This is a genomic window from Paenibacillus odorifer (assembly GCF_000758725.1).
Lineage (GTDB): Bacteria > Bacillota > Bacilli > Paenibacillales > Paenibacillaceae > Paenibacillus_AQ > Paenibacillus_AQ odorifer.
Map to the genome: position 1 here is coordinate 4641359 of NZ_CP009428.1, position 13165 is coordinate 4654523.

The 13165-nt window shown below is 45.8% G+C and carries 15 protein-coding genes; all 15 read right to left on the reverse strand.

The window, feature by feature from the left end:
* Nucleotides 1-12: 12 nt before the first annotated feature.
* The 15 genes from PODO_RS20300 to ribH all read right to left on the reverse strand — a co-directional run bounded on the left by PODO_RS20300 (nt 13) and on the right by ribH (nt 13139).
* Nucleotides 13-1449 (reverse strand): ATP-binding protein, encoded by a 1437-nt coding sequence (locus PODO_RS20300; protein WP_036676176.1) that lies wholly within the window; start codon nt 1447-1449, stop codon nt 13-15.
* Nucleotides 1450-2166: a response regulator transcription factor gene (locus PODO_RS20305; RefSeq protein ID WP_036676174.1), complete on the reverse strand. Its 717-nt coding sequence runs from the start codon at nt 2164-2166 to the stop codon at nt 1450-1452.
* Nucleotides 2167-2242: 76 nt separating this feature from the next.
* On the reverse strand, nt 2243-3505 hold the full coding sequence (gene ccsA, locus PODO_RS20310; RefSeq protein WP_036676173.1) for a cytochrome c biogenesis protein CcsA: 1263 nt from the start codon (nt 3503-3505) through the stop codon (nt 2243-2245).
* Nucleotides 3502-5187, reverse strand: a complete 1686-nt coding sequence (gene resB / locus PODO_RS20315) for a cytochrome c biogenesis protein ResB (RefSeq protein ID WP_038572442.1) — start codon at nt 5185-5187, stop codon at nt 3502-3504. The genes ccsA and resB overlap by 4 nt, the downstream gene beginning before the upstream one ends.
* Nucleotides 5187-5708 carry a redoxin domain-containing protein gene (locus PODO_RS20320; protein WP_038572444.1) on the reverse strand — a complete coding sequence of 174 codons (522 nt, stop codon included), beginning with the start codon at nt 5706-5708 and terminating at the stop codon, nt 5187-5189. The genes resB and PODO_RS20320 overlap by 1 nt, the downstream gene beginning before the upstream one ends.
* Before the next feature lie 120 nt (nt 5709-5828).
* Entirely contained in the window at nt 5829-6587 is a 759-nt protein-coding gene (locus PODO_RS20325; RefSeq protein ID WP_036676166.1) for a pseudouridine synthase, read from the reverse strand.
* 20 nt (nt 6588-6607) lie between these two features.
* Nucleotides 6608-6952 carry a peptidoglycan recognition protein family protein gene (locus PODO_RS20330; protein WP_038572446.1) on the reverse strand — a complete coding sequence of 115 codons (345 nt, stop codon included), beginning with the start codon at nt 6950-6952 and terminating at the stop codon, nt 6608-6610.
* 60 nt (nt 6953-7012) lie between these two features.
* The gene (locus PODO_RS20335; protein WP_036676158.1) at nt 7013-7546 is read right to left on the reverse strand and encodes a spore maturation protein; all 534 of its coding nucleotides are present in this window, start codon (nt 7544-7546) and stop codon (nt 7013-7015) included.
* A 7-nt stretch (nt 7547-7553) separates the two neighbouring features.
* Entirely contained in the window at nt 7554-8219 is a 666-nt protein-coding gene (locus PODO_RS20340; RefSeq protein ID WP_038572447.1) for a nucleoside recognition domain-containing protein, read from the reverse strand.
* 36 nt (nt 8220-8255) lie between these two features.
* Nucleotides 8256-9455: a D-alanyl-D-alanine carboxypeptidase family protein gene (locus PODO_RS20345; protein WP_052097193.1), complete on the reverse strand. Its 1200-nt coding sequence runs from the start codon at nt 9453-9455 to the stop codon at nt 8256-8258.
* A gap of 250 nt (nt 9456-9705) precedes the next feature.
* A complete protein-coding gene (gene ytfJ / locus PODO_RS20350) occupies nt 9706-10194 on the reverse strand; it encodes a GerW family sporulation protein (protein ID WP_036676154.1) in 489 nt (162 codons plus the stop codon).
* A gap of 89 nt (nt 10195-10283) precedes the next feature.
* Nucleotides 10284-10991, reverse strand: coding sequence for a DUF2953 domain-containing protein (locus PODO_RS20355; RefSeq protein WP_038572449.1), 708 nt, complete (start codon nt 10989-10991; stop codon nt 10284-10286).
* A 181-nt stretch (nt 10992-11172) separates the two neighbouring features.
* Nucleotides 11173-11775 carry an SMC-Scp complex subunit ScpB gene (gene scpB, locus PODO_RS20360; RefSeq protein ID WP_036676149.1) on the reverse strand — a complete coding sequence of 201 codons (603 nt, stop codon included), beginning with the start codon at nt 11773-11775 and terminating at the stop codon, nt 11173-11175.
* Entirely contained in the window at nt 11744-12535 is a 792-nt protein-coding gene (locus tag PODO_RS20365; RefSeq protein WP_036676147.1) for a segregation and condensation protein A, read from the reverse strand. Before PODO_RS20365 ends, scpB begins: the two co-directional genes overlap by 32 nt.
* Before the next feature lie 136 nt (nt 12536-12671).
* Nucleotides 12672-13139: a 6,7-dimethyl-8-ribityllumazine synthase gene (gene ribH, locus PODO_RS20370; RefSeq protein ID WP_036676377.1), complete on the reverse strand. Its 468-nt coding sequence runs from the start codon at nt 13137-13139 to the stop codon at nt 12672-12674.
* Between the last annotated feature and the right edge of the window lie 26 nt (nt 13140-13165).

The window sequence follows — 13165 nt, forward strand, 5'->3', positions numbered from 1 at the left end:
TTGTGTTTGGAATTACTGTTTTTCGACAGGAAGTCTTAGCGTAAAGGTTGTACTTTCGCCTAGTTTGCTTGAAGCGGAGATGGTCCCGTGATGCGACTCTACAATATTTTTAACAATCGCAAGCCCAAGTCCTGTTCCACCTGATTCTCCCCGTACACGCGCCTTATCAGCTTTGTAGAAGCGGTCGAATATATACGGCAGATCCTCTGGTGGAATTCCCACCCCTTCATCCTGAATTTTAATCTCAAGATAACGACGACCTTCTAATACACAAGTTCCTGTATGAACTGTGATTTTTTTGCCACCCTGTGTGTGGCGGAAAGCATTATCGAGTAAATTGGTTAGGACTTGTTCCAGTTTATCCTCATCCGCTGCCTTCAGAACAGCAATATCGCTCTGTTGCTGCAAGTGAAGATGGATATCGCGCTCTTTGGCACGTACAGAAAATTTACGGTAGACTCGTTCCAGCAGTTCATTCATGTCCACCTGAGCTTTCATCATATCCGTATGTCCGGCTTCCATTCGGGCAAGATCAAGCAAATCCTTAACCAGACGCCCCATACGCAGTGATTCGTCATGAATGACCTGGATCAGCTCACTGCTTTCTTCGGGGGATGAAGCCATCCCGTCCAATAAAGCCTCACTGTACCCTTGCATCATCGACAACGGAGTGCGTATTTCATGGGAGACGTTAGCAACGAAGTCTCTGCGCATCTTTTCCAGACGCACCTCTTCCGTCACATCCCGCAGTACAGCAACTACTCCCCGGATGCTGCCTTCAGAATATAATGGTGCCATATGAACAGACCAGACGCCCTGCCGCACATGTACATTGGAGCGGTCATCGCCACCTTGTTTCAGGGTGCTTAAAAATAAAGGACGCAGGGGAGGCGGAACACTGCTCTCAGACGTTTCGGGATGGAGCTCAGCATCACTCGCATGTTCCCACTGCAAATCGCTCCAGCTCTCTAGCAGAGCTTGGCCGTGCGGATTGGTCAAAATAATCTGCCCTTCAATATCAAAGGTGATCACAGCATCGCTCATACTGCGCAGTACGCTAGATAAATGCCCCTTCTCATGATGCAGACTGCGAATATTCTCTTCAAGCTCCTCAGCCATATGGTTAAAGGAAGTCGCCAACTGGCCAATTTCATCACTTGTGACAAGCGTAAGCCTTGTTCCGTATTCTCCCCGGCGAATGTTATTCGCAGCTTCAATGACACGCTGCATCGGCTGAGTGATTTTGGTAAACAAAAATAACGCAAAAAATGTAGTCAAAGAAAATCCGATCATACAAGTATACATAAATAAACGTTTGATATCTCCGGAATTGGCAAAGTTACTGTCTATGTAGGGAAGCAAAAATAACCCCAAGGTAATAAGTACGACAGCGACCAGGCAGATGATCGTAACCCACAGTTTGCCGACAAGACTTCTCCAGAAGTTCACTTATTTAGGTACCTCTAGTTTGTAGCCTACGCCCCATACGGTCGTAATCATCGCTGCGGATTCCGGTGATACTTTATTCAGTTTTTCACGAAGGCGTTTTACGTGAGTATCTACAGTACGCAAATCTCCGAAAAATTCATAATTCCAGACATCCTTAAGCAGTTCTTCACGAGAAAATACTTTATCCGGCGAAATAGCCAAATAATGCAGAAGTTCATATTCTTTAGGTGTCAAACTCACTTCTTCACCACCAGCAGTCACACGGTGAGCATCATGCTCAATAATAAGATGAGTAAATACAATGTTATTGCTGGAATTGCTCTCCTTGGACAAGAAAGCAGTTGCCGAAGAACGGCGCATAATAGCCTTCACCCGGTAAATGACTTCACGTGGACTGAAGGGCTTCACAACGTAATCGTCTGCGCCCATCTCAAAGCCCTGAACACGGTTGATCTCTTCGCCTTTAGCTGTAAGCATTAACACCGGTGTTGACTTCACTCCTCTGAGTCTTGTCAGCACTTCCATCCCATCGATGCCAGGCAGCATAACATCCAGCAATATTAGACCGTAGTCATTTGCTGTTGCTTTACGAAGAGCGATTTCTCCGTCTTCCGCTTCATCGATTTCATAACCTTCTTTTTCAAGATACATCTTTAGCAGGCGGCGAATACGTTCCTCATCATCCACTACCAGAATTCTGTTTAAATGATCTGCCATTTCACTACAACCCCTTCATCAATACAGTAGAACGTAATCTTTAAACCATTGTGCAACGTTAACAGGTAAACTATGCTCAGTCCGTCCCCGCGTAAGAATGAAGTCCGGCGATGACTAAATTAACGCCAACCAGAGTAAACATTACGACCAGGAAGCCAAGCACAGCCAGCCAGGCAGATTTTCTTCCTTGCCATCCACGAGCCAAACGTAAATGAAGATAAGCGCTATAGAAGAGCCAAGTGACAAGCGCCCAGACTTCCTTAGGATCCCATCCCCAGAATCTTCCCCAAGCGATTTGCGCCCATATCATTGCAAAGATCAAAGCGCCTAATGTGAAAATAGGAAAGCCAATGGCTATCGCCCTATACGTAATCTCATCTAGATCGCCCTCATCAATTCCGTCCATCACTGGGTGTAAAGCAGTGCCCAGCGGTTTACGTACGATCAAGCGAAGAACTCCGTAGAGGATTAATCCGGAAAGGAGTGACCAAATTACAGTATTAAACTTCCGTCCAGCATTTACACCATTCATCCAAGATGGTGCCTCAAAGAGTGGTTCTTTTATGCCAAGAAACGACTGGAAGCTCTCAATTTCGCTATTGTGAGGTGCCACAATCGGCGGCATTCGATAACTCACTTTCTCTATTGTACTATTTTCCTGCCCGGGGCTGTCAATCGTAACGTTCGGACGGACAAAAACAGTTTCGTAGCCTGCTCCGCGGAATGCAAAAACAGAACCCAGAAACCCAATTATAACAATGATTGAAAAGAGAGTAAATTCGACCAGCCTCTGTTGCTTGCGATCCGCCTTCTCTTTACTGGAAAAATTGACTGTTCGCAGCAGATACATCAGTCCCGCCGCAAACCCTACTGCGAAGAAGGATTCACCTAGTGCAGCCAGTGTTACGTGAATCTTTAAATAGTTCGATTGAAGAGATGGAATCAGCGGCTGTACTTCCTGTGGAAATACTGCGGCATAAGCCATCACAATAATACTGATTGGAACTGCAAAGAGACCCAAGATTACCTTACGATAAATAGCGTACATCACAGTAAAGGCAACCATGACCATCATCGATAAAAAAGTCATGAACTCGTACATGTTGCTGACCGGAATATGCCCTGAGCCCGCCCAACGTGTAAAGAAATAAATAAGATGAAAGATAAGACCTATTGAAGAGAAAATAAAAGCAATTTTGCCCCAACGTGCGGTATGTTCCTCCGGCTTGCGGCCTGACCACTTGCGACCCATGATGGCGATAGTGAATAACATAAACGAACCGCTGTATAATAAAAATGCGGCAATAAAGACAGCGCTGCTGATGTCGAGCAAGCTCATGAAAGGCCTCCTCCATTATCTAATGATTTTTCATCGACTACCAGATCTACTTTTTCTAAAATAGAAACGATCTCACGGCGGAAACCGAACCAGTTCTTGTTCGTATGTCCTCCGAGGATAAGCTCCCCGTTAGCAACGGTAAGCCAGATACGTCTATGCTGCCAGTAGAAGCCAAGCACTAAACCCAGCATCACGATTGCTGCACCTAGCCATACAAACGGCATTGCACGATCAATACGTATATTCAAGTAAGTAGTCGATTCCGAAAAATCAACGTCGCTCATGTTGTCCACTTCAAGCTCAAGAAATCTATTGCTCCCGCCAAGCTTATCGTTAATGGCAGCCTGTTGAAACTGCGCCTTATCCACCTGTTTAGGAAAATAGAAATACTGCTGCCCTTCCGCCGGGAGATCCGGACCTTGTATCAGGAACAAAAAAGCAGGTGCATTCGGATAAGGTGATTTGGAAATCGGCTGTCCATCCTCATTTAGACCAAAATCCATATACTTTTCTTTCAAAGTTAAAGTATAAGGACCCGCCTGAATTGCCCGCGGAGGATTCTTCATGTCCAGCTTAAATTTGCCGAACGCCTCGCCAGTGGTGGAATTCTTAAGCTCAGGCTGTACCGAACGCAGCACCGGGGTCAGATCATAATCAAACTGATACGCTTTCAATCCTTTATAATCCAAAGGTGAATTTACTTGGATATCATGTTTCGTCACCTCGGATAGCTGTGGTTCCTTCGAAGGGTCTCCACAATCCGCGGTGCATTCATAAAGCACAGCTTGGGTCTGGAATAGCTTTGGAAGTATTTTTTTGCCTCGAAATTCCTCAGGCATCTCTTCCTCCGTATAAAACTCCACGGTGAATTTCTCATTTTTCAAATAATAGGTGGTGTCCGGAATCTGTGTGATCTCCCCTTGCGGGAAAGCAAGATGCTGATCCATGTTCAGTCCCGGCAATCCTCTTGCTAATACAGCAAGTAAAAAAATAATTAAGCCAATATGTATTACATAAGGTCCCCAGCGGCTGAAGCGATGTTTCTCTGCCAGCAGAGCTCCTCCATCCGTCTTCACGCGATAGCCCTTTTTACGCATTGGCTGAATTACCCGGGCTACCCAAGCTTCTGGTTCCTCTTGTACTTCAGTTACTAACACAGCTTTTTGCCGAGTTAAGAACTGACGATGTTTCCGAATCTTCTGCCTGGTTAAGGCCTTATAGAGCGGAAGTACTCGGTCCAAGCTACAGATCACAAGTGAAGCGCCGATCATTACGAGTAGAGTTACAAACCACCAGGATTCGTATGTATGTGAAAGTCCAAGTTTGTGATAAATATATCCGGCTGTTCCGTACTCTTGCTTGTAATAAATTGAGGCATCGATATTAAGAAAAGTACTCTCCTGCGGGAAAATCGTCCCTAACATAGAGCCTATAAGTGTCAACACGATCAGATAGATCGCTATTTTGACGGAAGAGAAAAAGTTCCACACCCGATCAATAATCCCCGGGTTAACGCGCTGAGAACGGCGAGCTACGCCATCGTAACGCATTTCCAAATTCTCGCCCCAGTCTGATTCTTTACCCAACGGCTTCCCGCATGCTTCGCATAAAACAGTGCCTACAGGGTTCTGGTGACCACATTCACATTTGGTATTGGTTATAAATGCCTCGCGTTCACTCATCAATCCACCAGCTTCCCAATTTGATCATCAAGTGAATTCAAATCAAGCTGGCCGATATGAATGTTGTCAATTTTACCCTTGGAATTAATGAATAAGGTAGTTGGCAGCGGAGAAATACCATAACTTCGTACAGCATCACGTCCAGTGTCCATCAAAATCGGAAAATCGATGTTTACTTGCTTCACAAAATTCTCGACAGTCATCCGGTCTTCGCCCACATTAATGCCTAAGACCACTACGTCCTTGTCCTTCCATTTCTCCCATTGCGCTTGGAGAGCCGGCATTTCTTTGACACAAGGTGCACACCAAGAGCCCCAGAAATTAAGCACAATAGTCTTGCCCTTATATTCGTCTAGGGTATGAGCCAGACCGTCAAGCCCAAGCAAATCAAAGGAAGGTGCTTTGCTCCCTTCCTCTGGTTTGCCGCTTCCCCCAAATACAGAGGAACCGATGGCATAACCGCCCACTATAACAATTAGAAACAGAATCACGATTTGAATTGGTTTTCTTGCTTTACCCACACGTAAAGCCCCCTTCTGTGACGCAACTCATACTTATGTTGTAAGGTGTGAACATCCTATGAACATTATAGCGAATTTCGTCACAGCTTTAGGGGGTTTAATTGTGAATATTCTGTGTCTTTATGACTCTTTACGTGGAGTTCTTTCTTTAAGCAATCCTGCTTTGGCAATTTGCTGCAAATGGTTAATTTCATCCTTGGTCAAATGACGGTAAGAGCCACGTTTGAGATTTTGCAGCATAATATCCCCGAATGAAATCCGCTTCAGACGGAGTACGGGGTGTGAAATCGCATCAAACATGCGTCGTACCTGACGGTTACGTCCCTCGTGAATCGTGATGCTGATAACCGCTTCCTTGTTTGCCTCATCAATATCTTTGTACTCTACTTCCGCAGGCGCTGTCATGCCATCTTCCAGCTTAATGCCAGCTTTCAGCTTGTCCAATGCAGTACCATGCGGTATACCCTTGACCGTAGCATGATACGTCTTAGGTACATGATGCTTCGGATGGGTTAGCAAGTTAGCAAAGTCCCCATCATTTGTCAGCAGCAGCAAACCTTCCGTATCGTAATCGAGCCGGCCTACAGGGTAAACCCGTTCAGTAATTCCTTTTAGGTAGTCAGTTACAACCTTACGACCCTTTGGATCGGAAGCGCTTGTGATAACTCCCTTAGGTTTGTTGAACATAATATAGATTTTGTTCTCGCCCCGGATCAGTCTACCGGAAACTTTAATAATATCTGTTGCGGGGTCCACCTTCGTGCCAAGCGTAGTTACGAGTTCCCCGTTGACTTCCACTTTACCGGCCAAAATCATTTCTTCACACTTACGTCTGGACGCCACACCGGCCTGCGCCAAAATTTTCTGTAATCTTTCCATATTCGACTAGTCACCTCAGATCAATGATAACCATCAGAGGGATAAATCACAAGTTCATTCCAAGGAAAAAATGCTCCTGGGCAGGAATTATTGTGGGGTTCGATGATTAAAGGGGAGATTTGGTAGCGTTCTACTAATTCTAAAACGAGTTTAGCCGTTGCAAAAAGCTGCTCCTGCCTTCCGGATATTGGAGGATCGCCCACTTCCTTACCAAAATCGCCTTCCAAACAAATATGAATATATTCCGGATCTGTCAGTAGCGGTGCTGCATAAATTGCGCCATCCACTCCTACCCAGAAGTCAAAACCTTTACCGTTAATGGATGTGCAGCTAGAATGATGCAAAATAAAACCTTTATAGTTCATTGCGGAATGCCCCCCTCCACATTGCTGCAATAGCATATGTTCAGGGGGGCAATGGGGTGACTATCCAAATAATAGCAGACACACAGCGATCGCAGCGACAAAGCCGACAACATCGGAGAACAGTCCAACCTTAAGCGCATAACGGCCATTCCGTACGCCTACAGCTCCAAAGTAAACGGTCAAAACATAAAGCGTAGTATCTGTGCTCCCCTGTATGGTGGAAGCAATCATACCAATTAAAGAATCCGGGCCATGCACACGGATTAGATCCGTAGTGTAAGCAAGCGACCCAGTCCCCGTAAGCGGCCGAAGAAGACCAAGCGGCAATACTTCTGCAGGAACACCCAGCCCCCGCAGGGCTGGGGATATGAAGCCCATAAAAAAGTCCAGCGCACCAGAAGCGCGAAAAACACTGATCGCAACCAGCATCCCCACAAGATGGGGAATAATCGCAATGGCCGTGCCAAACCCATCTTTCGCGCCTTCAACAAAGGATTCGTAGACTGGCACTTTGCGCGTAAAAGCATAGAGCGGGATGAACGTGATCATGACCGGAATCGCCCACGCCGATATGAGACTGATGAACTGGTACAAATCACGTTCACCCTTTCAATGAGGAATTAGGGAGTATTGTCTTCGTCAAAGGAGGAACCCCAGACTTTGCTGAAGGGGGCTTCGGCGGTTTGCGCAGTAAAGTCAGCCTTCGGAAAAACCGGTCTGCCGCAATCGCTGCAAGTGTCGCCACGGCCGTTGCTGCAAGTGTTGTACCTACTATGCCTGCGGGATCGGCTGAACCATAGTTTAACCGGATGGCAATCAGTGTGGCTGGGATAAGCGTAATGCTTGCTGTGTTAAGTGCTAGAAGAGTACACATGGCTGGTGTGGCGGTCTCTTTATCAGGGTTGAGCTTTTGCAGCTCCTGCATCGCCTTGATGCCCATTGGCGTTGCGGCATTGCCTAGTCCCAGCAGATTAGCACTCATATTAGAGAGAATATATCCAATGGCAGGATGCCCTTTCGGCACATCAGGAAATAAAAAAGCTACGACAGGGCCAAGCACCTTGGCAATCTTTTTAAGCAATCCTGCATCTTCTGCTATCTTCATGATTCCAAGCCAGAACACAAGCACACTGATTAAGCCAAAACTTACCGTTACCCCACTCTTGGCTCCGTCGAATACGGCGGCTGTAAACTCATCCATTCTGCCGTTAACGGCGGCGAACAGAAAACCGATGATGATCATTCCTAGCCAAATCCCGTTAATCATGGATACGCCTCCTTCTTCATTCATCAGCCCATTTTCTTATTTCGAACTCGCTCGCATTTCAAATAAAGCTTTCAGCGCACTACCCAGCGCCTGGAACCAATTATTTGCCGGATAAGCCTGTGCTAGAGTAGGACTGTACTTTTTCATATAAGCAGATTGCTCAGGAGGCAGGTTCTCAGGAGTATACACCGGCACGCGGCCTATTTCTTTCCCGCCCAGCTCCAGCACAAGCGCCCCTTGCAATCCAAAATTCGCTCGCGTAGCTTCGGCTGAAGCCGTTTCCTTCTGATTTAAAACAAGTTTCGTAATCACTCTATTTTGTTCACCTTGTCCAAGTGGATAAGCAAAGGTTTTGGAGGTTACAAAGTTATAGCCCGTCACGGCATCCCCACGTTCAATCAATGTTTTGAGCGGATAGTGATTAAACCCAAAGTTTAGCAGGGAAGCATGATCATTCCAGTCATCGCCATCATTTATAGTAACTGCGACAAGCTGCTGGCCGTTTCTGGTGGCAGAGCTGACAAGGCAGCGCAGAGCTTTTTTGGTATAACCTGTCTTTACACCGTCCGCTCCCTCGTATAAATACAGCATCTTATTTTTGTTTCTCCATTTGTAATCCCATTTCTCATTTGGATTGTCTGCAGTTTTCTCCTGCGTCTTCACAATTTCTTTAAATACAGGATTATGAAGAGCATAAGCGGTCAGAACAGCCAAGTCGTTGGCACTTGAATAATGCCCTTCAGCGTCAAGACCATGGGGATTAGCAAAATGAGTATGGGTTAGCCCTAGCTCCTCAGCCTTAGCGTTCATAAGGTATACAAAACCTTCCTCAGAACCACCGATATGCTCAGCGATCGCCGTTGCTGCATCATTCCCTGAGCGCAGCATCAGGCCATACAGCATATTTTCCAGCGTCATCTCTTCCCCCTGCTGCAAGTAAATAGAAGAGCCTTCTTTCGCATAGGCATTTTTTCCTACTTTGACTTTAGAGGCTAAATCACCATTCTCAATGGCGACGAGGGCGGTCATAATTTTGGTCAAGCTGGCAATAAGCATAGGCTCATCCCCACGGCTGCTGTACAAAATACGCCCGGATTCCACATCAATCAGTGCCGCTGCTCTTGCATGTGTAGAGATAGAGCTGTTCTCGGCCTGAATTGAAGATAGCGGCGCCAGAAGCAGCAGCGAAAGGCACAATATTAAGGCGAATGGCCATTTACGGGTTATTGTCTTCATGTTCATCCTCCGGCTTCTTATCGGATCTTAAGTAAAAGTGTTTATGTTGTACAAGTGTATGCGGACCAGCCTTAGGGTATGTCCACTCCTTGGGATGTTCCACACAAAATATCCCCACAACGTGAGGCCTTGCTTCGATATTTTCTCAGGTAATTTGCGGGAAACAAAATATCCTTTCTGATACGTCAAAAAAGGGACACCGCCTGATGTATGGCGATATCCCCGAGGCTATTTGTAGAATTATGTGTACCTAATGAGTTGAAGATTGAGATGTACTTGGATCGGTTTTAACAGGTGCTGCTGCTGGTGTGGCGGGTGTTGGCGGCGTTTGAGCTGCAGCATTGCTGGTTTGGAACATGGTTTGAATTTTGTCGATGAGCCCTGGTGTTGCGTCGATGATTTTTTCGAATAGGTGAGTTTGATTGTCCAGAGGGACAATATTCACTCCATCCTTACCTACCACTAAAAAAGCGATCGGTCGAATGGAGACGCCTCCCCCGCTACCTCCACCAAATGGAAGCATTTTGACTCCACCTTGGGAGCTTGAACCACTTATAGAATCTTCTACTCGATAATCACTACCACCAGCAGCAAATCCAAAGGCAACTTTACTGATAGGCAGGATGATGCTGCCGTCAGGGGTTTGTACCGGATCTCCGACAATGGTATTCACATCTACCATGCCCTTGATATTTTCCATCGCTGTTTGCATTAGGCCTTGAATAGGATGGTCGCTCATATTGTTTCCTCCTTTAATTGAGTACGATTTCTCTTTCTTCTACAGCGTATATCATCCCCACATCCGCCCATTTGTATGTAACTTTCATTTTAAACTTTCCCATGTGGCTCCTGACGCATCTGTTTCAGCAGATTTCTCCAATGGCCGAGCCCGCCTTTTTCACGCAAGACACGCCGAGATAGCCGCATTAAGGCATACAAAGTATAGCCGACTGACATTTTCCCCTTACAGACAAACTCCATTGCAAAACAAAGCTCATCTTCAAAAACAGGCTTAACAAAAATTCGAGGGTGCTGCTGCAATTTCACCCACTGTGAAATAAAACCAACAATACTCCACTTCAGGCCCCAAACCGCTCCCGATGCGGTCGCAGTATCTGCTGCATCACCAAGAGAGAAATCGGTGGACCAATCGAGCTTTGATATTTTGACATGAGCTACAGTCTCTTTTAACCATTCCTTCAACCCGCGTGTAGATTTTACAGCTTGGTTAACATTGTCGCGCCAGTGCATTACTCTTTCTTTATCGAATATCTCTTCTTTTACGGTATCTACACCTGTCGTCGCAGTCCCTGTCTCTTTAAACTTTCCCCACACACCCTGCTCCAATCCCTTAAAGACTAATTGGGGAAGTTCATAGTGAAGCTTTATCAGACCAAAAAGAGAGGTAACATCTAATTCGAGCAGGTCATTTTTTCCATGTTTATAACACCGTATGCGGAAATCGATAGATGAAGACAGGACCAGGATCAGGGCCAGTACAAGCAAAACGAGGGGAATTGCAAGCCATAACGTCACGTATTTACCTCCAAGAAACCTTAATAATGGGAACCTTTGGTTTAGTATGGCAATTTAAGCTGGAAAAAATTCGGGGTTTGCATAAAAAATATGAGCTTAAATAAAAATAGGGACTGTCCCAAACCACATAAATGGTTTAAGGGCAGTCCCTTCAATACAATTATTAGCGTTCTCGTACGAACTATGGCAGCTCGACATCCTCAAAAGTCATTTGAGTGTCCAGCTTATTGAACAATAGCTGTGTCTCTTCTTCCAAATTATCCGTGGACTCAAAGTTTGTCGGTTCCGGCAGATCCTTTAGACTGGCAAGACCAAAGCTCTCCAAGAAGGATTTAGTCGTCCCGTACAGAATTGGCCGGCCTACCGCTTCCGCACGACCAACCTCATGAATCAAATCCTTGTTATTCAGCGTATGAATTGCGCGTTCCGACTTCACACCCCGGATTTCTTCAATCTCCACCCGCGTAATCGGTTGGCGATAAGCCACGATTGCAAGAGTCTCTAAGGCGGCCTGAGACAAGGTTGATCTGGATGGTGAATAGGCCAGACGCTCAAAATAGTGGGCATGATCAGGCAATGTAGCCAGGCGATAATTCCCGGCAATTTGCACTACCTGTAAGCCCCGCTCCTGTGCTACATAATCTTCTTTCAGTTCCTCTAAGGCTCCAGCCGCAAGCTCTGGGCGCTGTTCCGTAATTTCAGCCACTTGGCGCACAGAGATTCCTTCATCCCCTGATAGAAACAGCAGACCCTCAATAATCGATTTCAGCGTTTTGTAATCCATTGAAGTGTTCTCCTCCTCTCCACTCCATTACGATGTCATCAAACAATTTCTCTTGGTAGCAAAAAATCGCCTTCATTTTCATCAGTTCCAGAATCGCAAGAAAAGTAACTACGATTTCGTGCCGTGCCATTTCATCGTGAAGCAGTGCCGAGAAATGCAACTTACCGCCTGTTCCTCTGCGCTGCAGCGCATCTGATACATCACGTATACGATCTTTTACCGATATTTCATCCCGGGTAATCCGCTGGTAAGAAGACCTTCTGGCAGCCTTACTTAGCGCTTTACGAAAAGCGGCTATTAAGTCTGAGGTATGTAGTCCTTTTAGCGTTTGATCAATCTCTTCTGGCACGAATGGACCCAAATCCTCAGGCTCCTTCGTAAAAATCAAGCTCCGCTCGCTCTCCATATCCATTAGATGTACAGCAATACTCTTGAACTTACGATACTCAATCAGTCGCTGAACAAGTTCAGCTCGTGGATCAAATTCATCCTCTTCGTAATATTCAAAATCATCGATCTCAATGACCGGTGGTTTGGGCAGCAATAGCTTGCTCTTTATAGATAAAAGGGTAGCGGCCATCACGAGAAATTCACTCGTAATATCCAATTCAAGCTCCTGCATGCTACGCAGGTATTCCATATACTGTTCGGTGATCTCGGCGACCGGAATGTCCTGGATGTCGATTTCCGCCTTATCAATTAAATGCAAGAGCAGATCCAGCGGACCTTCAAACGTCTCCAGCTTGTACAATACAGTCACGAAGCATCCTCCCGCCAAAAAAAGTAAAGTGCAGCGCCCGTCTGGACGCTACACAAGTAGAAAGGGCTCTTATAATCCATGCTTTCTTCTTATACTATAAATAAGCACGAATTCGACTGATTCGTCAATAGCTGACTTACTTAAACAGTTTGTTAAGATTCGCCATTTCAATCGCAGCAGTCGCAGCATCCCAACCTTTATTGCCTGCTTTAGTTCCTGAACGCTCGATGGCCTGTTCAATATTTTCAGTAGTAACTACGCCAAAAATGGTTGGCACGCCGGTCTTAAGATTGATAGCGGCTACCCCTTTGGCAACTTCATTACATACATAATCATAGTGTGTAGTGGAACCACGGATAACCGTTCCTAAGGTAATTACGGCGTCGTATTTGCCGCTTTCAGCCATTTTTTGCGCGATCAATGGAATTTCAAATACCCCTGGAACCCAAGCAACATCCACTTCATCATCACCGACACCATGGCGTTTAAAGGCATCGAGTGCACCTGACAAAAGCTTGCTGGTAATAAATTCATTAAAACGTCCTACAACAACTCCGTATTTTAACCCCTCAGAAACTAAGTGTCCTTCTAAATATTTCGGCATATCCATCATCTACCCTTCGTTTTTTA

What these genes read in the sequence shown, in the direction of transcription:
- ytfJ (WP_036676154.1), bottom strand. Translation starts at nt 10,194, where the DNA reads ATGAGCGACCATCCTATTCAAGGCCTAATGCAAACAGCGATGGAAAAT.
- scpB (WP_036676149.1), bottom strand. Translation starts at nt 11,775, where the DNA reads ATGGATTACAAAACGCTGAAATCGATTATTGAGGGTCTGCTGTTTCTA.
- ccsA (WP_036676173.1), bottom strand. Translation starts at nt 3,505, where the DNA reads ATGAGCTTGCTCGACATCAGCAGCGCTGTCTTTATTGCCGCATTTTTA.
- PODO_RS20330 (WP_038572446.1), bottom strand. Translation starts at nt 6,952, where the DNA reads ATGAACTATAAAGGTTTTATTTTGCATCATTCTAGCTGCACATCCATT.
- PODO_RS20305 (WP_036676174.1), bottom strand. Translation starts at nt 2,166, where the DNA reads ATGGCAGATCATTTAAACAGAATTCTGGTAGTGGATGATGAGGAACGT.
- PODO_RS20325 (WP_036676166.1), bottom strand. Translation starts at nt 6,587, where the DNA reads ATGGAAAGATTACAGAAAATTTTGGCGCAGGCCGGTGTGGCGTCCAGA.
- resB (WP_038572442.1), bottom strand. Translation starts at nt 5,187, where the DNA reads ATGAGTGAACGCGAGGCATTTATAACCAATACCAAATGTGAATGTGGT.
- ribH (WP_036676377.1), bottom strand. Translation starts at nt 13,139, where the DNA reads ATGCCGAAATATTTAGAAGGACACTTAGTTTCTGAGGGGTTAAAATAC.
- PODO_RS20340 (WP_038572447.1), bottom strand. Translation starts at nt 8,219, where the DNA reads ATGATTAACGGGATTTGGCTAGGAATGATCATCATCGGTTTTCTGTTC.
- PODO_RS20345 (WP_052097193.1), bottom strand. Translation starts at nt 9,455, where the DNA reads ATGAAGACAATAACCCGTAAATGGCCATTCGCCTTAATATTGTGCCTT.